Raw genomic sequence first — 19,228 nt, forward strand, 5'->3', positions numbered from 1 at the left:
GCTATTTTAGGAGATACGTGATGAAGAAAAGGCTGCTAGATATACTCATTATTGTGGGTGGAGCGTTCCTGTTTGCCCTAGGCGTCAATCTGTTCGTGATTCCGAACGAGCTTGGAGAGGGCGGCGTAACGGGCATTACGATTATTTTGTACTACTTGTTCGAATGGTCGCCGGGTATTGTCAACTTGGTTATCAACGGTCTGCTGTTGATCGTCGGTTATCGGTTTCTTGACCGTACGGCCGTTCTGTATACGATCATTGCCGTCGCGAGCAACTCGCTGTTCCTCGTCCTGACGGACCATTGGCGCATCGAATCGGATGAGATCGTCGTTAACGCTATTTTCGGTGGCATGTTTGTCGGGATCGGCATCGGCATGATCATCAGGGTCGGGGGCACGACGGCAGGTACGACTATTTTGGCCCGAATCGCTAATAAATATTTGGACTGGAACATCAGCTACGCGCTGTTGTTCTTCGATCTGATCGTCGCATTCTCTTCCTTCTTCATCATTGGCGCGAAGGCGCTCATGCTGACGATTATCATGCTGTATATTGGAACGAAGGTAATGGACTTCATCATTGAAGGCGTCAATCCGAAGAAGGCTGTTACGATTATTTCCAAGGAGCATCAGAAGATCGCCGACCAAGTCATAACGGTCATGGACCGCGGCGTCACGATCATGCACGGACAGGGCTATTACACGAAGAACAAGCAGGAGATTCTGTATATTGTGATTAGCAAGCAGGAGCTCAGCACGCTCAAGAAAATCGTCAAAAGCGCCGACAAAAATGCTTTCATCACCATTCATGATGTGCGCGACGTGTTCGGCGAAGGGTTTATCGATATATCGAAGTGACGGGACGATCGGACCGCAGCTTATGGCTGCGGTTTTTTCATTGTTGCTCAAGCTCAAGCTTAAGCTCCAGCGGAGTTAGGTAGTGGAGTGAATCGCGTTCCGAGCGGCGGAAGCTGCCCGGCGTCATGCCTGTCCATTTGCTGAATTGGCGAATGAAGCTTTGCACATTTTCGAACCCGATGCGATATGCGATTTGTTCTAAGGAGTCGTCGCTGTTCACAAGCGAATGCATTGCTTCCTGCTGTCTGAGTACGGCCAAGTAATCGCGCGGGGACATACGGTAAGCTTGCTGGAATACACGGTAACAATGGCGGCGGCTGATTAGCAGCTTCTCTGCGATCTGAGCGAGCCAATTGTGCAGCGGTTCACGGGTTTCGAACCGGTCCTCGCTATCAGAAGGGCGGAATGTAATCAGCATCTCAATCTCACGAGCAATAAGTGAGGGCAATGTTTCTTCAGAATAGTGAGGGCTGTCTGACTGCTGCGTCTTCATATGACGCTCGAGCAGGCTCATCATCATGAGAGCGTTGGCGAACAATGCGATTTGCGAGTGCGAGTCATCCTCTTGGAGCTGCTCGATAAGCTGCATGATGATCGGTCGAAGCTTCTCGTTAAGCGGATCTCCCTTCGGATAATGGAGCTGCTCGCAGTTGTTCATAAGCTGCATGAATGCCGTATCGGATACTTGAACATGCATAACAAAATAATGCAGCGGCTCCTGTCGATCCGACTTGTAACGATGGGGCTTCATAGGCGGTATGATGAGAAGATCGCCAGCCTGCTGCTCATAGACGGCATGATCCATAATGGCAGTCTGAGTCCCGCTCAGCACGAGATTGACCTCCACCATCATGTGGTGAAGATGCCGCTGGCATAACCAGCCTTTGCCGGTTACGCCTGTATGCATGCCATACAGATAAACCTCCGATTTTAAGTTGGGAAAAGTACGGCTCTTCAGCGCAGCAGCCCTGTTCGTCATTGTTGGCAACTCCTTTCTTGCTGTATCTCTCTATCATGTCCCATTTGGTTCATTATTTCTAGCAGCAAGACCTCATATGTGATAACGAATGCAGCGATAGTCCTTTATACTCTCATTATCGAGTTTTCTATTAAGGCATACAAGGATGAGCAGAGAGGGGATTGTAATATATGTCACTATCTATTTTGCAGCAGCCAATCGATATTCGGGTAGAGACGGATCATGGCTGGAAACAGCTGACCCTGCAGGAAACGGGAAAGTGGAGTAAAGACCGGGTTGTAGTGGAGCTTGCGGGGGCGCAAGCGTCTGATGGGGCGCCGGTGCATCTGTGGTTGGAGTCGGCGGTCGAACCAGTTCTTACAGTGAAGATCCGCTGGGCGAAGCGGGCAGAAGGCAAGCTGCTCGTATTGGGCGATCACTGGGAGCGGGCTTATGGGGATTTGGAATGGCGGGGCATAGTGCCTGAGCGAGTGATGCCATGGTACTTCTTGACGAATAACGGCAATGTCACGAGCGGGTATGGCGTGCGGACAGGACCAAGCGCATTTTGCAGTTGGAAACTCGATCAGGAGGGAATAACCTTCACCGCGGATGTGCGTAATGGTGCAGTCGGCGTAGTGCTCGGAGATAGAAGGCTGGAAGTAGCTGTATTATTGGCGTTCGAAGGAAAAAAGGGGGAATCAGCCTTTGCTGCCGCACGGCGCTTCTGCCAGTTGATGTGCTTGCAGCCCGTATTGCCGTCTCAGCCGGTATATGGGGGCAATAACTGGTATTATGCTTACGGCAATAGCTCGCATGAGCAGATCCTGGCGGACTCGGCGTTCATATCCTCGCTCGCTTCATCGGAAGCTAACCGTCCATTCATGGTAATTGACGATGGCTGGCAGCTTGCAAGCGGAGGCGGAGGCTGTAAGGGTGCGCCGTGGACGGGCAGCGACAAGTTCCCTGATATGGCGGGGCTTGCGCGAGCGATGAAGGAGACCGGCGTTCGTCCAGGCATTTGGTGCAGGCCGTTGATGTCGTCTGATCCGAATGTGCCGAAGGAATGGGTACGATATTCGGCAAGCGAGACGGACAGCGTGCTTGATCCAACCGTACCGGCAGTACTCGAGTTCATTGCGAAATCGATCAAGGATATGTCGGATTGGGGCTTCGAGCTCATTAAGCATGATTTCTCTACCTATGATCTGCTTGGCGAATGGGGGTTCCGAATGAAGTCGGACGTGAACTCGCTTGCGAATACGTTCAGCGACCGATCGAGAACAACAGCCGAAATCGTGCTTGACCTCTATCGGACTATCGCTGAAGCTTCTGGCAGCAGTTTGTTGATCGGCTGCAACACGATCAGTCATCTTGCTGCGGGCCTATTCGAAATCCAGCGTACTGGCGATGATACGAGCGGCAAGTCATGGGAGCGGACGCGTTATATGGGCGTCAATACGATGGCATTCCGCATGGCCCAACATAATACCTTCTATAGCCATGATGCCGATTGTATCGGCATTACGAACGATGTTCCATGGGAGCTGAACAAGCAGTGGCTCGACTTGCTAGCAGGCAGCGGCACGCCGCTCTTCGTCTCCGTTGATCCAGCCATCGCGACCGAGGAGCAGGAGGCTGCTCTGCGGGCCGCATTCGACCTAGCATCCCAAGAGCTGCCGCCCGGCGAGCCGCTCGATTGGATGGAGACGACCTGTCCGAGCCGATGGCTGCTGAACGGTGAGGAGACGGCATTCCAATGGAGCCGCAACCCGCTTGAGAACGTGGACGAGTATGATAACGAGTGGTGGCTGTAAGGCTGTGTGCCTTGACCGGGGGGGTGGAATAGCGTAACGAATTTTCGCTATTTCACCTGGGGCACACGTACTAGCTTCAATAACGTAACGATTTTACGTTATTGCGCTAGCAATTCGTCTCCATCCGCCTAACTCGCACACTTTGAGAATAAATAGAGTAAAAAAGTTTCGCTATTTGCTCACGAGCCAACCTGGCGTAGAGCAATAGCGAAACTTTTTTTCGTTATGATAGCAAGCAGCTTCCGAGCCTGTAAATGATTATTCAACGCAATACATAAAGCCAATAGCGCCAGGTCCTGTATGTGTCGTTATGACCGGCGTTGCGGGCTGAATACGGATGGGTGCTGCCGTAAAGCGACTAATCTCGTCGCGCAGCCGTTCGGCTAAGGTAAGGTTGTCCGCATGGGAAATGCCGATCTCCTTCACTTCTTTTCCTTCGGTATCGGCTTTGAAACGTTCGATTAGGTTTTTAATAATTTGTGTGGTGGTCCGAACTTTGGCAACAGGCGTATAGACGCCTTTATCAAGCATGGCAATCGGTTTGATACTGAGAACGGTGCTGATCCAGCCTTTGGCTTTGCCGATGCGCCCGCCTTTAACCAGGTTTTCGACCGTATCGACTACGACATATAAAGATGTTCCTTCAAGTATGCCGCGCAGTTTGGCTGTAATTTGGTCGATTGTGCTTCCTGTGTGCGCCATCTTCGCTGCTTCAATGACTTGGAATCCAAGCGCTTGCGATATCATTTGCGAATCAACAACGACGACGTTGCTTTCCGTCATCGTTGCAGCTGCGCATGCAGTCGAATACGTTCCGCTCATGCCGCTGGTCATATGAATAGAGAGGATCGTATGGCCGTCGGCCCCGAGCCGGTCATATAAGTCTACAAATGCTCCTACAGCAGGCTGCGAGGTCTTTGGCAACTCGACAGCTTGTTTCATTTTGTGAATAAAATCTATCGGAAAAATCGTAACGTTATCTTCGTAACTTTCCCCATCTATATAAACTGACAGCGGAATGACCTCCACCCTGTGCTGTTGAAGTAATTCCTTAGGCAAGTCTGTCGTGGAATCGGTAACAATTCTGATGCCAGTCATAATGCGGCCTCCTTCGATGTATAAGACCAGAGTATGTACGGTTTTATTTGTTGAAAGTTTCAAGGTTCGCTCTTCTACAGGTAGTAGTTGAAAGATTAACCAAAAGTAATAGACGGATAGTCCTCAAGGGCTATCCGTTTTGTTTTGAAGTTATATACTTTTGAAGGAATTTGTTGAAAAATGGCGAATAAAGGAAGTCGGTGATTGTAACCTACAAACTGGAGGAACAGACGAATGAAGAAAGGTTTTATAGCAGCCGTTATACTTGCAATGCTTGTATCGATGAGTACGGTAGGCTTTGCACAGGAGGCTGCGAAGACGTATGGACAAGTATTGAGCGAGATAGGCTTGATTCAAGGCTCGAACGGTGACTTGAATGAGAGCGGTGAACTGACACGCACTCAAATGGTCGTCATTCTGAACCGATTAGGCGCGAAGTCGGATGAGGCTTTCACGCCGCCGGCGAAGGCGACATTCACGGATGTGCCAACAACGCACTGGGCTTACAAAGATGTGGAGAAAGCATATAGCGATAAAGTTACTACCGGCATTGGAAATGGCAAATTCGGCGTTAACAATAAGATTACTTACCAGCAAGCAGCAGCTTTCCTGCTGCGCGTGCTCGGTTACGAGGTTAGCTATGACAAGGCATTGACTGAGGCGGCTGCCAAAGGAATCAAGTTGGCTGGCGAGAAAAGCGCGAATGCGAATTTGCTGCGTGCGGATATTTTCGAGCTTATGACCAAGACGTTGGTTGCGAACGTTAACGGAAGCAATGAACAACTGGTTGCTTCGATTGCTGCGGTTGATGAGTCGCATCGCACAACGTTCCTTAACGAGTACGCACAAGCGATTAATCCGGAGCTAAGAGCATTCAGCTATACGCCAGTGGCCGATGTGTACAAAGGCAGCGACGAGTTTTTGAAGAAAAGCTCGGCCGACGGCAGGAAATACGGGCTTCAAGTAGAGAAGGTAGTGAATGTGTTTACGGGCACGGGTACGGCGGTATCGTATGCAGATTTCTTCAAATTGATTAACCCGGAAGAGACGATTGATTTCCAGTTCGCTTGGTCCGAATATTCGAATGACCCGGAGTATGGCGAGTACGGGATTTATGGATGGTCTTACGTATCAATTGATGAGAGCGGATATTTGTTCGCCCACGTAACAGCAACAGAAGGCGAGTCTGGTTATGAAGCGTCCAACCCGACCGTGACGAAGTACAAACCGGTTACCGTGGACGGCAAGCAAGTGACGCCTTATCATGTCGAAATGGATTTGGAGGGTTTCACGGGCGAGATTGAGCCGTATGACCTCTTCTTCCTTCTGGATGCCAAAGGTGTCTATACCGTTGCTAGCGTTGGGGCTTTCGGTGACGGCGTGCATACGCGTCAATAGCTGATTGGTCATCTAGTTAAATGAAGTGCCGCAGACGGGAAGGCGTTAAGCCTACAGCCGTCTGCGGCTTTTTTTGCAGGCCGGTTGCTGTGATATATCCCTCCTTGTGTTCCGTTCGAAATTTTGGGACAATATGATATAGCGAAAATGTGACGTACGAGGAAACAGCGTTGAAAAGAGGGCAACCAATGAGCAAACCATCCATTTACGGATTAACGCTTGCGCAGCTGACGGAGTGGCTGCAAGAGCGTGGACATAAGAAGGGCAGAGCGGCGCAAGTATGGGATTATTTATATCGCAGACGGGTAACACAATTTACGGAGATGACGGATCTGAACCCGCTATGTGCGGAGCTTCTTGCCGAGCACTTCACGATTCAGACGTTAACCGAGCATGTGAAGCAGCAGTCGGCTGACGGAACGGTCAAGTTCTTGTTCCGGTTGACGGACGGCAACTTGATTGAGACGGTTATGATGCGTCATAAGTTCGGTCTGTCCGTCTGCGTGACAACGCAGGTCGGCTGCAATATCGGCTGCAGCTTCTGCGCGAGCGGTCTGCTTGCGAAGAGCCGCGACCTGTCGAGCGGAGAAATCGTGGAGCAGATCATGAAGGTGCAGCTTCATCTAGATAGCGCAGGCGCTGGGGAGCGTGTAAGCAATATTGTCGTTATGGGTATCGGCGAGCCATTCGATAATTACACGAACATGTCGGACTTTATCCGTGTTGTGACCGACCATAAGGGTCTTGCTATTGGACCTAGACATATTACGGTATCGACAAGCGGGCTAGCGAAGAAGATTATCGAGTTCGCGGATGATACTGAGATCCCGGTTAATCTCGCCGTGTCGCTGCATGCGCCTAACGACGAGCTGCGCACGAGAATTATGAAGATCAACAAGGCGATACCGATCGAGAAGCTGATGCAGGCGATCGATTATTACTTGGAGAAGACGAAGCGGAGAATCACGCTGGAATATATATTGCTGAAGGACGTCAACGACAAGAAGGAGCATGCGCTTGAGCTGGCTGAGCTAGTAGCCAATCGCAAGCAACTGGCGACGGTGAATCTGATTCCGTATAATCCGGTTGATGAGCATAGTCAGTATCAGCGGAGCGAGCAGGAATCTATCCGAATCTTCTATGATACGCTGAAGAAGCAGGGTATCAACTGCAGCGTTCGTCTAGAGCATGGCGCGGATATCGATGCAGCCTGCGGCCAACTGAGAAGCAAACAGCTTCGCAGCAACGATAATGAGGCGGTTTTTGCCTAATACTCAACAAGCGAGAGCGTATCCGAAGGGTCGGGTACGCTTCTTTCTATCATTACCAAGAATGAAAATTTCTGTTTTGGACCAATATCGGTTAAACTATATAAATATTACTAGTGGGAGTTGTCTAAATGTCGAATGACGAAATAATATTGACCCAAGAAGGGCTTGAGAAAATAGAAGCTGAATTGGATGAATTGAAATACGTGAAGCGCAAGGAGTTGGCTGCCCGTATTAAGCTGGCGATCAGCTACGGCGATTTGAAGGAGAACAGCGAATACCATTCGGCTAAGGAAGATCAGGCGTTCATGGAGACGCGTATTACGATCCTGACGAAAATGCTGAAGAAGGTACGCGTTGTAGACGCTGCCACCCTCGATACGTCGAAGGTGAATATCGGCCTTACTGCTGTGCTTAACGATATTGAGTTCGCTGAACGGATAGAATACAAAATCGTCGGCAGTGAGGAAGCGGATGTCGAAGATAACAAAATTTCGTACGAAAGCCCGCTTGGCAAGGAGCTTATTGGCAAGAAAGTCGGAGATATCATTGAGGTAACAGCGCCGATGGGCATCATTAAATACGAGTTGCTCGAAATACGAGCAGATTGATCGATTGACAGCTTAATTTAACAGCAACTGCCTATGAGCCGTGCACTTGTCCGCCTGGACGAATGTCACGGTTTGTTTGCGTTCGAAAAATAGGCCTTTAGTTCGATTTGGTAAAGTTAGGTACAAAGTCTCGCTTATGGCGTCTGTAATTATTTTATAATAGATCCAATAAAGTTCGACAGATAATGACAAATTTAATAGATAAATTAGACAAGGTGATGATGAGAGAATGATTTCACCCTTCTTCAAAAAAAAGGATGCAAAAGATCAACAACAGGAGCTTGGATCTGAACCATTGGTCCCAAAGTCTGCGCCTGACAGCGGCTTAGCCGATTCCGAGCTGGCCTCGGCAGCAGAGGAGTCGTTATCGTCCATGCCATTCGCAGCCAGCAAGTCTAATCTAGACAAAAAGTCGCTCGATCTCGTATTTGCCGTTGAGCAGATGATTCAAGCCCGCCAGCATGCGGAAATCAACATTTACGAGCTGCAGGATCGGTTGACGCATTCGAACGGCAACATTGAACGATTAACCCGCGATCTGAAGAACTTGAACAAAGTGATTGAAGAGCGCGAGAAGAGCATTCTGGATCTGGAGCAGAAGCTGATTGAGAAGAACTTGAAGGTCGATCAAGTCATCGAGGATTACCGGGAGCTCCAATCCACCTTGTCGACAGAAATCGATGACCTTAAGAGTGTCATTGACCTCGAACAGCAGAAGTATACGAGTCTTGCTCAGACCCATAACGAGGCTAATGCCGAGAAGATGAAAAAAATCAATGAGATGGAAGAGCGGATCGGCAGACTGGAAGTAGAGAACGCGCATGTGAAACAGAAGTATGATACGGTACGCCAAGAGAAGGCTTACTTGTCCAACATGATTAGCGACTTTACGAGCCGGATGTCTGTACCGCTAAGCCAGAACAAAAACGATCGCAACGACTAATAGAATAACGTATCGCATTCATACATAAATGATCGGTTATGAGAGTCGGGAGCAGCTATGGAAACTAAAACAGTCCAAATGATTGAGCTATCGTCCATTGAGCAGACACGGACCGGCTTTCAGATGGAGGTCATCATCACTCGCAATCAGGAGCCGGCTCGGTACGTCATCGCCATCGATGAGTTTACCTACAATGAAATAATCGCACTCCATCCTCTTGCTGCGAACAGAGTGAGGATGTCTTTATATGCCAAGTGGGATCCGTTCCGCAATCGGCATTATAGCTCGCTGATCAAGATGGATGAACGTTTCGGGGAAACGCTGTATTTCGCTTGCTCGGAGTCCTATGCCGTACAGTTGGAACAAATGCGGCTGAGTGATTCGGTTCCGGAGAAGGCTGCTTCTGCAACAGCAGAAATACAGCCGCCTCAACCAAAGCCTCGCAAGCGTAAATGGGCGCCGTTCGTCGGCAAGGCAGCGCTGCGTCTCGCCATGGTGGTTTGCTTATTTTTCTTGTTCGCTTCTCGTACGGAGAATGGTTTGTTCTCTAATCATGCTGATGCACTAAGCCCGGACAGCGGCGATACGGTAAGCGCCAATGCGGCACAATCGTTCCCGTTTGTCGATGAGCTCTTAATAAGAACTACACCGAGGCCGATTCTGCCGACAGTGAAACTTGTAGCCCAAGAAACGCCGCCTGCAGAAACGGTCGAGCCAAAGACGGAAGCTGCTGCCCTCGGCTACGAAGTGTTGGAAGCTGACGCTGAGGAGTATACCTATTCCGTTCCGAAAGGGTACGTTGCCTTGACGTTCGACGACGGCCCTTCCGAGTATACGGAGCAGATCGTCGATATATTGAAGGAGCATGACATCGCGGCTACGTTCTTGTTCGTAGGTGTTAATGTGAAGCATGATCCCGAAGCTGCGGCGTATGCCGTTGATAATGGTATGGCTGTAGGCAATCACTCTTGGGCGCATAACGACTTCACGGCGAGTACCGCTGAAGAGAACGCCGATAGCATTGCAAGAGTGAACGAGCTGATTGAATCGAAGGCGGAGGGCGAGAACACAGTCGTTAACCTGTTCCGTCCGCCATACGGAGCGATTGATGATGAAGTAAAGGCGGTTGCGAAGCAGGAGCAGATGAAGGTGCTTATGTGGAATCGCGATCCTGTTGATTGGAAGGCGAAGACGGAGAAACAAATATTAAGCTACTTCAAGCAAAAATCGCCGTCCGGCGGCATCTACGTCATGCACGAGAAGAAATTAACGGTCGAAGCGCTTCCTGAAATCATACAATATCTAAAGAGCAAGCAATTGAAATTCGCTATATTCAAATAAAAAAGAAGGTCGGGAGCTTCCTATGAAGCCCTCGACCTTCTTCTATTTCCTAGCTTAGTAAGCCAATGCGAATAGACCGTGGATATGCGACAGGTAGCGGATGTTGCTCGCTTCCTTCATCAGCGATGCAGGCAAGCCTTTCAGCTGCGTTGCGTTGCCGCCGATAGTACCTACGCCGTCTTTGCGACCCAAGCTGCCGAGCGTTCCGGAGAATACAGGCTCGAACTTGCTCATAGCGCCGCCTTTGAACAGAACGCCAAGGTTATGGCCGACTGTTTCACCCATTTGCCATGCAAGCTGAGCAGTTGGCGGGTATGGACGCTCGCTGCCCTCTGGGAACACAACCGCGCAGTCGCCTGCAAGGAATACGTCCGAGTGGGAAGTCGATTGAAGCGTTGGCGTAACCGTCGAACGACCGCGATCTTCTGCAAGGCCGCTGCTGCCGACAACAGGGTTGCCTTTAACGCCGCCAGTCCAGATGATTGTGTTGGATTCGATTGTATTGCCGTCCTTCAAGGATACAGCTGTTTTCGTTGCTTCCGTGATCGCTACGCCAGTGATGAACGTAACGCCGCGTTTCTCAAGGCTGGATACCGCGCGCTCGATCAACACTTTAGGGAAGATTGGCAATACGGCAGGGCCGGCTTCTACGCAGTACAACGAAATATCGTTGAAGTCGATGCCTTTGCTTTTGCATACTTCAGGCAGTTTGTCAGCGAATTCGCCAACGAGCTCAACGCCAGTCAGACCGCCGCCGCCGACTACGATTGTAGCGTCAGCTTTGTTGCCGGATGCTTTGTAAGCGTCCAGACGAGCTTCAACATGCTTGCGGATACGGTTAGCATCAGCAACCGACTTCAGCACCATGCTGTTCTCTTCCAGTCCAGGAATTCCGAAGTAGTTCGTTTCGCTTCCGAGTGCAACAACAAGCGCATCGTAACCGATTACTTTGCCGCTCTCGAACTCAACGATTTTGTCGTCAGGTCTGATTTGCTTAACGGTGTCAACAACGATGTCGACGTTTTTGTCGCCAAGCAGTTTGTTAAGAGGGAGGGATACAGCATTCTCCTCAATAGTGCCGCCGGCAAGACGGTGAAGCTCCGTAATGATCTGATGAGTCGGGAAACGGTTGACAACCGTAATTGTTGCTTCCGATGCAGACAGATGTTGGCGTGCTGTTAGAGCGGAAAGAAGACCACCGTAACCGCCGCCCAAAATAAGAATATGTTTAGACATGTCCATCCTCCATTCTTTGCTTATTTGTAATTAGTTTTTGCGCTCTGCCAATACGTTCAAGAAAGCTTGAGCGAAGCGAAGCGTTTTTTGAACTTCTGGATCTTTCAGCATTTTAAGCATAGCGAATAGACCGACTGTCGAAGAAGTGTCGGCTTGCGAGCGCTCGCCAGCTTCGATAGCGGCTTGAGCGATGCCTTTGGCTTTCTCTTGCACGGGTTTCACGAATTCGCCGATACCTTGAGCGAAATCGTTGATCAATACTTTGTCAGTCGCGATGCCTTTAGCGAAGTCATAGGCAGTTGTCATTGCAGTGACCATTTCAGCTAGCTTAGGCAGGTTATCCACCAATACAGTCAGAGAGTTCTGTACCTCTGGCTGCATAAGCTGATCGAGCACGTCTAACGATTTTTTTTCTTCCGCGAGGCTTGCAGAAACCTCTTGTTGGGCAGATGGTTGTGACATTGGGGAACGTCCTCCTTTACATAGGAATGTAGGTGAGTCATGGGCTCGATGATGTCAAACGCCTTAGGCAAGGTGAGTAAGGCATGAGATTGTAACATTTTTCACATAGTAAAAGAGAAAAACTCCTTACAGGTATGTTACAAAGTAAGTCTTACTTTGCCGACGGCAAGCATCGGTGAGTTTGACGAGATCGGGCATTAACTCTTTACTTCTATTCTACATCCTTTATCGGAAAAATAAAAAGCAAATTTATTGAAAGTCGAAAAAAATGTCGAAATCGTAAATAAAAACAGCAAAAAGGTGGAAAAACGATCAAAAGTTTGTAGTCGCATGGAAAAGATCGATTGGGTCACACTAATCTCAGGCGTGTCGTACAACCACTTGGAGGAGATGTGTGCATGTTAAGAAAATCAGTTGTGATGACCCTATTATGTGCAGCGCTTATATTCGGAGCCGGTATACCCGGTATGAAAGCTCAAGCCGCGGAGAATAATCCAACTAAATGTCTGAGTCAGTCCGCTGCTACGCTGAAGCAAGAACTGAGAAAGCTGTGGATTGATCATGTCGTATGGACACGGTTGTATCTCGTTAGCACACTAGCTGGGGTTGGAGACCAGGAACAAGTGCTGGCAAGATTGCTTCGCAATCAGAAGGATATCGGCGACGCATTCAAGCCTTATTATGGCGAAGCTGCCGGTACGAAGTTAACGGAGCTGCTGACCGAGCATATCGTATTGGCAGGCAAGCTGCTGGATGCGCTGAAGAGCGGCAAGTCGGAGGAGGCGGCAGCGTACAACAAGCAGTGGTATAAGAATGCGGACGATATCGCGAAGTTTCTAAGCGCCGCCAATCCGAATTGGTCGTACAAGGAATTAAAAGACGATATGGAAACCCATCTGAAGCTGATCACCGAAGATGTGTCGGCAAGAATGAACAAGGATTGGAATGCAAGCGTAGCGGCATTCGATAATGGCGAGAATCATATGGCGATGTTCGGCGATAAGCTGGCGGCGGGAGTCGTGAAGCAATTCCCGGCGAAGTTCAAATAACGCGTAGTTGACGCTGCACGGTGCAATCGAGTATCCTCTGCTTACAAATATAGCGCTGCCTTCAGGCAGGCAAAGAAGGCAGAGGAGCGTCATAAAGTTATGCAGCCTTTCACGCAAAGGGTTATATCGATTATTCAACAAATTCCGGAAGGGCGCGTCATGACGTATGGTCAGGTAGCCGAGCTGGCGGGCAGCAGCCGGGGCGCGCGTCAAGTCGTTCGTATTCTTCACTCGATGAGCCGTGCGCATAACCTGCCATGGCATCGGGTCGTTAACGCCAAGGGCGAAGTGGCGATTCCGGATGACGAAGGACGTTTCCTGCAAATGATGAATTTACAGGAAGAGGGCGTTGAGGTGAGCGATGCAGGCAGGATCGACCTCGCTCGTTACCGCCATTCGCCGCTTGCTTGGGAGGAAGAAGAACGAATCTAGCTAAGTAAAGGGCTGACTGCCGAAGGGATTCGGACGGTCAGCCCTTTTTGTTTTGCATGAGGTACCGATCAGGGTTGACATCAGCTTTTTGATTGTATACAATTTAATTATACAAAATCGAGAAAATCGAAGGAGCGGATGAACATGTCTATTTATAATATCGATGTAAAGACGATCAAGGGGGAGGAGCAAACGCTCGCGCCTTATAAAGGTCAAGTGCTGCTGATCGTGAACACGGCAACGAAGTGCGGTTTTGCTCCGCAATTCAAAGGGCTTCAGAAGCTCCATGACGATCACAAGGGGGAAGGCTTCGCCGTCCTTGGCTTCCCATGCTCGCAATTCAATAATCAAGAGCTGGCTAACGACGATGAGATCGCGCAGTCTTGCGAGATTAACTTCGGCGTGTCGTTCCCGCTGTACGCGAAGATTGATGTCAATGGCAGCAATGCGCATCCGCTGTTCCAGCATCTGACGAACGAGGCGCGCGGCGTGCTCGGATCGAAGCTGATCAAGTGGAATTTCACGAAGTTTCTCGTTGACCGTGACGGCAATGTCGTCAAGCGGTTCAGCCCGACCGATGACCCGGCTAAGATCGAGAGCCACATCCAGAAGCTGCTCGGCACGGCAACAAAAGTATAATCCGGATTTATTATGATGTTTTTCTCATAAAGTACCGATTTGAATCCTCGGTTTCGAACCTTTATGATGGTATAGACCATCTGGAAGGGAGAATTCATTATGACTAACGAAATGAAGCAAATTGACGTACGCAATTTTACCGTATCAACAGAAATTTTCTTTAAGCCGAACCTCGATATTTACTCGCAAATGATATATATCGTCTTAAGCTCCCGGACATCGGAGGCGTCTACATTGACGTTGTCCGAAGTATCCAGGAAAGGGCGTATGACGGTTAAGCAAGCGATTAAAGCGATGCAGTCGCTCGTCGATCAGCAGTTGATTCCACACAAGCTATTCCGTAAAATGATCGGCGAGTTCCAGGATGACCGTCTATCCTGGGCGGCCAAGGGCTTGCTCACTTACTGCAAGCAGCAACCGGATATTTCAATGCAGGAGCTGCTTGCGCTATCCGACCAATCCGGCGAGGACGAGAACAGCATCCGCAAGGCGCTGCTTGAGCTGGAGCTGAACGGCTACTTAGAGGAATTTCCGGAGCTTAGAAAAATAGCAACTTAAATAAACGTGCAAGTCGAAGGCACCCGTATGCAACGGGTGCTTTTTTGCATGTTAAGTGATTTACGGTTGGACCAATTATGCTATAATACGGCATTATTGCTCGGACAGATTGGAATACTATCATCAGAGCGGGGTGCTGTGCCATGAGAGAGGTTCTCCGATTGATCGTCATGCGGGTGATGAACCTTAAATTTTTCACGAAAATTTTCATCTCGATTTCTATCGTTTCGGTAATAGGCGTGTTCAGCATCGTCTATATTTATCAGCAATATTTTCAGAAAATCGTCACGGAGAACGAGATGGAGCGCGTGCAGCGCTCGATCAATCAGGCCGGCCTCAACCTGGACAACCAGTTGAACCGAGTCGTGCAGAACGTATACTACTTCTTTTACTACTCCGACAACGGTACTGAGCTAATAGGAGCAACGGATCGGAACAAGGTCGAGAATGCGCTGGAAGCGTTCCGGACGCAATATTCGAGCGAGCTGGAATCGGTGCTGCTCATGATCAAGGATAATCGAACCGGCGGCGAGGAAACGATGATTTACGACGAGAACCTGGATCGCGTCCGCGATATCGATTATAAGGGACAGGCATGGTACCGCCATTTCTTGAACAAGGATACGGAGCTGTGGTCAAGACCGACGAAGGAGCATCTGTTCTATCAGGACCGCTCCTATAAGACGATTTATTTGACGCTGGCCAGATACGACGACAACGGCAGGGACGGCATGCTGGTCGTGCGCCTGAACGGCAAGCTGTTCAGCGATGCCTTCCGCTTGCTGGCTGCCTCCGACCTGCTTATCGAGCTCAAGGATGCGCAAGGGCATATCGTCTACTCATCGTTTCCTGAAGACGCCGGTTCGAACAAGGCGGTGTATTTGAAAATGGATTCGAAGCTCAGCTATAGCGGCTTCGAGGTGCAGGCGTATATCAACCAGCAGGCGATTACGGGCAAAGTGCGGAAGATCCAGAACGTGCAGCCGTTCGTTATCGTCGTTATTTTGCTCATTACGCTGGTCATTTCGATCGTGCTTTCACTGACGCTCGTTCAACCGATCAGGAAGCTGCTGCAGCTCATGAAGAAAGTGGAAATCGGCGATCTGGACGTGCGCTTCGCGACCAAATATACCGACGAGATCGGGCTGCTGGGACGGAATTTCAATAAGATGTTAGCCAACCTATCGGAGATGATCGACAAGATGTACGTCGTCGAGATGGAGAAAATAAACGCGGAAATGAAGCAAAAGGACGCCACGCTGCTCGCGATGCAAAATCAGATCAACCCGCATTTTCTGTACAATACGCTTGAGGTTATTAATTGCCAGGCCATCATTAACGAAGTGCCCGCGATCAGCCGCATGAGCAAAGCGATGGCCGATTTCTTCCGCTATACGATCGACAATCCGAAGGCCGAGGTGGAACTGCGCGTGGAGATCGATCATGTGAAAACGTATTTGGAAATCCAGCATGAGCGATATCCCGATATCGAGATCGATCTGGACGAGCTGGAGCCGTTCAACCGTTATCCGATCGTGAAGCTGACGCTGCAGCCCATCGTGGAGAACGCGTTCCATTACGCCTTCATCGGAGAAAGGGATTATTACTTGAAAATCTATGCCGAGGATATTCCGCAGAGCGAAGCTTATGCGCTCTACATCGAGGATAACGGGCAAGGCATGGATGAAAACGCGATGGCGGCGTTAAACCTGTTGTTCGAGCGGAACGATACGGACGTGCCCGAAACGGACGCCAGCCGCAAACGGGGCATCGGCCTGCTGAACGTCCACAACCGGATTCGCCTGCGGTACGGGGAGCCGTTCGGATTGTCGATCGAGGAGTCGATGACGGGCGGCGTGACGGTTCGCATAGTGCTGCCGAAGGAGGGGAAAAGCTATGAGAGTGCTGATCGTTGACGACGAGGTCGTCATACGGAAAGGGATCGTGAAGCTGCTGGAGAACTTCGGCAGAACGATAACCGAAACGGACGAAGCAAGGAATGGCGAAGAGGCGCTTCAGCGGTTAATCGATAAGCGTCCCGATATGATCATAACGGACATTCAGATGCCGGTGATGAACGGATTGGAGCTTATCGCCCGCGTGCGGGAATCGAACCCGGAGCTCGAAATTATCGTCCTTAGCGGTTACGCCGAGTTCGAGTACGTGCAGCAGGCGCTGCGGTATCAGGTAACCGATTATTTGCTCAAGCCGGTAACGCAGGAGAGGCTCGACGAGGTCATCTCCAAAGTGCTGCTTAAGGATCCGTCCAAATGGACGGCGCAGATGAACGCGGACAGTATACGCTTCATGAAGGAAACGGCAGCCGCCCTGATCAAGAATGTATTGGCCGAGCATAAGGCGGAGGCGAATCGCCTCATCGACGATTGGGGCGCCTACTGCAAGTCGCAAGGCTACACGCTGCTCGAATTGAAGCGGATCATGGGACATTTCCAGCTGTTCTTCCGCTCGGAGCTGCTGCTCTCGCTGAAGCAGGATGCAGGCGGGCAAATGATGGCGACGCCGCAGCCGGCCTCTACGGCCGAAGAGTTGTTCGAAGGCTGGAAGAGCTACGTAGCCGATGTGATTGCCCGCGTATCCGAGAGAAGGGCGCCTCGCAACAAGCGCGTCGTCGAAGAGGTGATGTCCCAAATCGACAGCCGCTACGGCGATGCCGCTCTGAACCTGCAGGCGCTTGCCGATCACAGCGGCGTCAGCTCCCCCTACTTAAGCAAAATATTCCGCGAAGTGATGAAGAAGCCGATCACCCAATATATAAGCGAATACCGGCTGGAGAAGGCGCGCGAACGGCTGATGGGCGAGGATTCGGCCAAGATCAACCTCATCGCCGAGCAGTGCGGATTCAACGATTATCCGTATTTTTCGAAAATATTCAAAAAGTATTTCGGCGTCTCTCCGCTCGAATACAAGGAAAAAAATAGCTAATCTATGTGACGAACCTTCACACGAAGGTTTGTTTTTGTTTATTTTTCGCATTTCAGTTTTGAAAAGACAAGAGTCGGCGTCACAATACATTGTTGAAAACGCTTTACAGTTCTATTATTTGTTATATCAACACCGCAAGTGTCGGATGAATCCAAAACAATGTGATGTTATCTGACACAAAACTCAGACAGGGGAGTGTCTATCAATGACAAAGAAGTGGTCTCAGTTAATCGTTGTCATGCTGCTCGTAGCCGTCCTATCGGCATGCGGAAGCAACAACGGCAATAACGCAGGCAAAGGCAATGCAGGCGGGGGAAATGCGGGCGGCGCCTCCGGCGGCGCAACGGATACGCTTGAAGCGTGGGGGGAAACGATCAAATCGCAATACGGAGGGCAGGAGCTGAATCTAGCATTCGCGAGCCATCCGTCCACGGAATCTTTCCAGAAGCTTACGGGCGACTTCGAGAAGCTTACCGGCATCAAGGTGAAATGGGAAGTGATGGAGGAAACGTATCTCAAAAACAAGCAGCTGCTTGATTACACGGGCAAAACCGGTACGTACGACGTGCTTATGGTCGACGGATTCTGGATGAGCGAATACGGCGCGAAGAAAGTGGTCGAGCCGATCGATTCCTATATCACGGACAAAACGCTGACGCCGGACTGGTTCGACTACGAAGATATCGTACCGGCTTACCGCAACGGCATCAGCAAATACGACGGCAAGACGTACGGCATTCCGACGGCGGGCGAAACGCGATTCATCGCTTACCGCAAAGATCTGTTCGAGAAATATGCCAAGCAGCCGCCGGTTACGATGGACGAATTCCTGGAGCTCGCGAAGTTCTTCAACGGCAAGGAAGACGGCTTATACGGCGTGACGATGCGCGCGCAGCGCGGTACGCATGCGGCATCGGGTCTTATGACCGTCATGTACAACTTCGGCGGCGGATTCTTGAACCAACAGACGGGCGACGTTACGATGACCGATCCGAAGACGGTTCAAGCGATGCAATTTTACGTAGATTTGCTGAAGAACGCACCGAAGGACGTAGCATCCTATACGCATGAAGAAGCGTTGTCCGCCTTCACGACGGGTAAAGCAGCTATGTGGCTGGATGCGACGGCGCTGGCGAAGCGGATTCTCGATCCGGCAAGCTCGCAAGTGTATGACAAAGTAGGTTTCGTGCCGACGCCGGAAGGTCCGGAAGGCAAAGCGAGCGCGCTCGCGGGCTGGAACATGTCGATCTCGGCGCTGTCCAAAAACAAGGAAGCAGCTTGGGCATTCATCGTGTACATGAACAGCAAGCAAAATGCGAAAGCATACGTGGAAGGCGGCGGCGTGCCGGTTCGCACATCCATCTACGAGGACGCCGAGCTCGTAGCGGCGGATCCTTCGTACCCGGTACAGCTTGCAGCGCTTAGCGATGCGAACGTACTGGTCGAGAAGGGCATTGCTTGGATTCCTCCGCACGAGAAGCTTGGTCAAATTCTTGACCGTGTCGGTTACTATGTGAGCGCGGCGATGTTCGGCGAAATTACCGTGCAGGAAGCGGCGGAGAAATCGCAAGCGGAGCTAGAGGATATTGTCGGCAAGTAAACGTTAAGGATCCGGGCC

The 19,228-nt window shown here is 50.4% G+C and carries 18 protein-coding genes; 14 read left to right on the top strand and 4 right to left on the bottom strand.

Going from position 1 to position 19,228, the window contains the following annotated elements:
- The first annotated feature begins 20 nt into the window (after positions 1 to 20).
- A complete protein-coding gene (locus AC1DF0_RS05070) occupies positions 21 to 857 on the top strand; it encodes a YitT family protein (protein ID WP_442051967.1) in 837 nt (278 codons plus the stop codon).
- A 37-nt stretch (positions 858 to 894) separates the two neighbouring features.
- Here AC1DF0_RS05070 and AC1DF0_RS05075 read toward each other — a convergent pair whose 3' ends face one another.
- Positions 895 to 1,836: a helix-turn-helix transcriptional regulator gene (locus AC1DF0_RS05075; protein ID WP_477573254.1), complete on the bottom strand. Its 942-nt coding sequence runs from the start codon at positions 1,834 to 1,836 to the stop codon at positions 895 to 897.
- 170 nt (positions 1,837 to 2,006) lie between these two features.
- On the opposite strand from AC1DF0_RS05075, the gene AC1DF0_RS05080 reads away from it, so the two are divergent.
- Complete coding sequence (locus AC1DF0_RS05080) at positions 2,007 to 3,632, top strand: alpha-amylase family protein (protein WP_477573255.1); 1,626 nt, start codon at positions 2,007 to 2,009, stop codon at positions 3,630 to 3,632.
- 258 nt (positions 3,633 to 3,890) lie between these two features.
- Here AC1DF0_RS05080 and AC1DF0_RS05085 read toward each other — a convergent pair whose 3' ends face one another.
- Complete coding sequence (locus AC1DF0_RS05085) at positions 3,891 to 4,730, bottom strand: DegV family protein (RefSeq protein ID WP_477573256.1); 840 nt, start codon at positions 4,728 to 4,730, stop codon at positions 3,891 to 3,893.
- Positions 4,731 to 4,964: 234 nt separating this feature from the next.
- On the opposite strand from AC1DF0_RS05085, the gene AC1DF0_RS05090 reads away from it, so the two are divergent.
- From AC1DF0_RS05090 to AC1DF0_RS05110, 5 genes are all read left to right on the top strand, one after another.
- Positions 4,965 to 6,128, top strand: coding sequence for an S-layer homology domain-containing protein (locus AC1DF0_RS05090; protein WP_477573257.1), 1,164 nt, complete (start codon positions 4,965 to 4,967; stop codon positions 6,126 to 6,128).
- A 188-nt stretch (positions 6,129 to 6,316) separates the two neighbouring features.
- Positions 6,317 to 7,399 carry a dual-specificity RNA methyltransferase RlmN gene (gene rlmN / locus AC1DF0_RS05095; protein ID WP_477573258.1) on the top strand — a complete coding sequence of 361 codons (1,083 nt, stop codon included), beginning with the start codon at positions 6,317 to 6,319 and terminating at the stop codon, positions 7,397 to 7,399.
- Between the two features lie 128 nt (positions 7,400 to 7,527).
- Entirely contained in the window at positions 7,528 to 8,007 is a 480-nt protein-coding gene (gene greA, locus AC1DF0_RS05100; RefSeq protein WP_475822818.1) for a transcription elongation factor GreA, read from the top strand.
- 295 nt (positions 8,008 to 8,302) lie between these two features.
- Entirely contained in the window at positions 8,303 to 8,950 is a 648-nt protein-coding gene (locus AC1DF0_RS05105; RefSeq protein WP_477573259.1) for a hypothetical protein, read from the top strand.
- 57 nt (positions 8,951 to 9,007) lie between these two features.
- Positions 9,008 to 10,291: a polysaccharide deacetylase family protein gene (locus AC1DF0_RS05110; protein WP_477573260.1), complete on the top strand. Its 1,284-nt coding sequence runs from the start codon at positions 9,008 to 9,010 to the stop codon at positions 10,289 to 10,291.
- 54 nt (positions 10,292 to 10,345) lie between these two features.
- On the opposite strand, the gene AC1DF0_RS05115 is transcribed toward AC1DF0_RS05110, so the two are convergent.
- Both AC1DF0_RS05115 and AC1DF0_RS05120 read right to left on the bottom strand, forming a co-directional pair.
- The gene (locus AC1DF0_RS05115; RefSeq protein ID WP_477573261.1) at positions 10,346 to 11,527 is read right to left on the bottom strand and encodes an NAD(P)/FAD-dependent oxidoreductase; all 1,182 of its coding nucleotides are present in this window, start codon (positions 11,525 to 11,527) and stop codon (positions 10,346 to 10,348) included.
- Between the two features lie 30 nt (positions 11,528 to 11,557).
- Positions 11,558 to 11,989 (bottom strand): DUF1641 domain-containing protein, encoded by a 432-nt coding sequence (locus AC1DF0_RS05120; protein ID WP_442051977.1) that lies wholly within the window; start codon positions 11,987 to 11,989, stop codon positions 11,558 to 11,560.
- Between the two features lie 398 nt (positions 11,990 to 12,387).
- Here AC1DF0_RS05120 and AC1DF0_RS05125 point away from each other — a divergent pair, with 398 nt between their 5' ends.
- The 7 genes from AC1DF0_RS05125 (at position 12,388) to AC1DF0_RS05155 (ending at position 19,210) form a co-directional block, all read left to right on the top strand.
- Positions 12,388 to 13,038: a glycosyltransferase gene (locus tag AC1DF0_RS05125; protein WP_442051978.1), complete on the top strand. Its 651-nt coding sequence runs from the start codon at positions 12,388 to 12,390 to the stop codon at positions 13,036 to 13,038.
- A 99-nt stretch (positions 13,039 to 13,137) separates the two neighbouring features.
- Positions 13,138 to 13,470, top strand: coding sequence for an MGMT family protein (locus tag AC1DF0_RS05130; RefSeq protein WP_477573262.1), 333 nt, complete (start codon positions 13,138 to 13,140; stop codon positions 13,468 to 13,470).
- A gap of 144 nt (positions 13,471 to 13,614) precedes the next feature.
- Positions 13,615 to 14,109, top strand: a complete 495-nt coding sequence (locus AC1DF0_RS05135) for a glutathione peroxidase (protein WP_442051980.1) — start codon at positions 13,615 to 13,617, stop codon at positions 14,107 to 14,109.
- A gap of 99 nt (positions 14,110 to 14,208) precedes the next feature.
- Positions 14,209 to 14,667: a hypothetical protein gene (locus AC1DF0_RS05140; RefSeq protein ID WP_442051981.1), complete on the top strand. Its 459-nt coding sequence runs from the start codon at positions 14,209 to 14,211 to the stop codon at positions 14,665 to 14,667.
- A 143-nt stretch (positions 14,668 to 14,810) separates the two neighbouring features.
- Entirely contained in the window at positions 14,811 to 16,583 is a 1,773-nt protein-coding gene (locus AC1DF0_RS05145) for a sensor histidine kinase (RefSeq protein ID WP_477573263.1), read from the top strand.
- Positions 16,564 to 17,610 carry a response regulator transcription factor gene (locus AC1DF0_RS05150; protein WP_442051983.1) on the top strand — a complete coding sequence of 349 codons (1,047 nt, stop codon included), beginning with the start codon at positions 16,564 to 16,566 and terminating at the stop codon, positions 17,608 to 17,610. The genes AC1DF0_RS05145 and AC1DF0_RS05150 overlap by 20 nt, the downstream gene beginning before the upstream one ends.
- A gap of 205 nt (positions 17,611 to 17,815) precedes the next feature.
- Positions 17,816 to 19,210 carry an extracellular solute-binding protein gene (locus tag AC1DF0_RS05155; RefSeq protein ID WP_477573264.1) on the top strand — a complete coding sequence of 465 codons (1,395 nt, stop codon included), beginning with the start codon at positions 17,816 to 17,818 and terminating at the stop codon, positions 19,208 to 19,210.
- The last annotated feature ends 18 nt before the right edge of the window (positions 19,211 to 19,228 follow it).

Source organism: Paenibacillus sp. 05T425 (assembly GCF_056396205.1).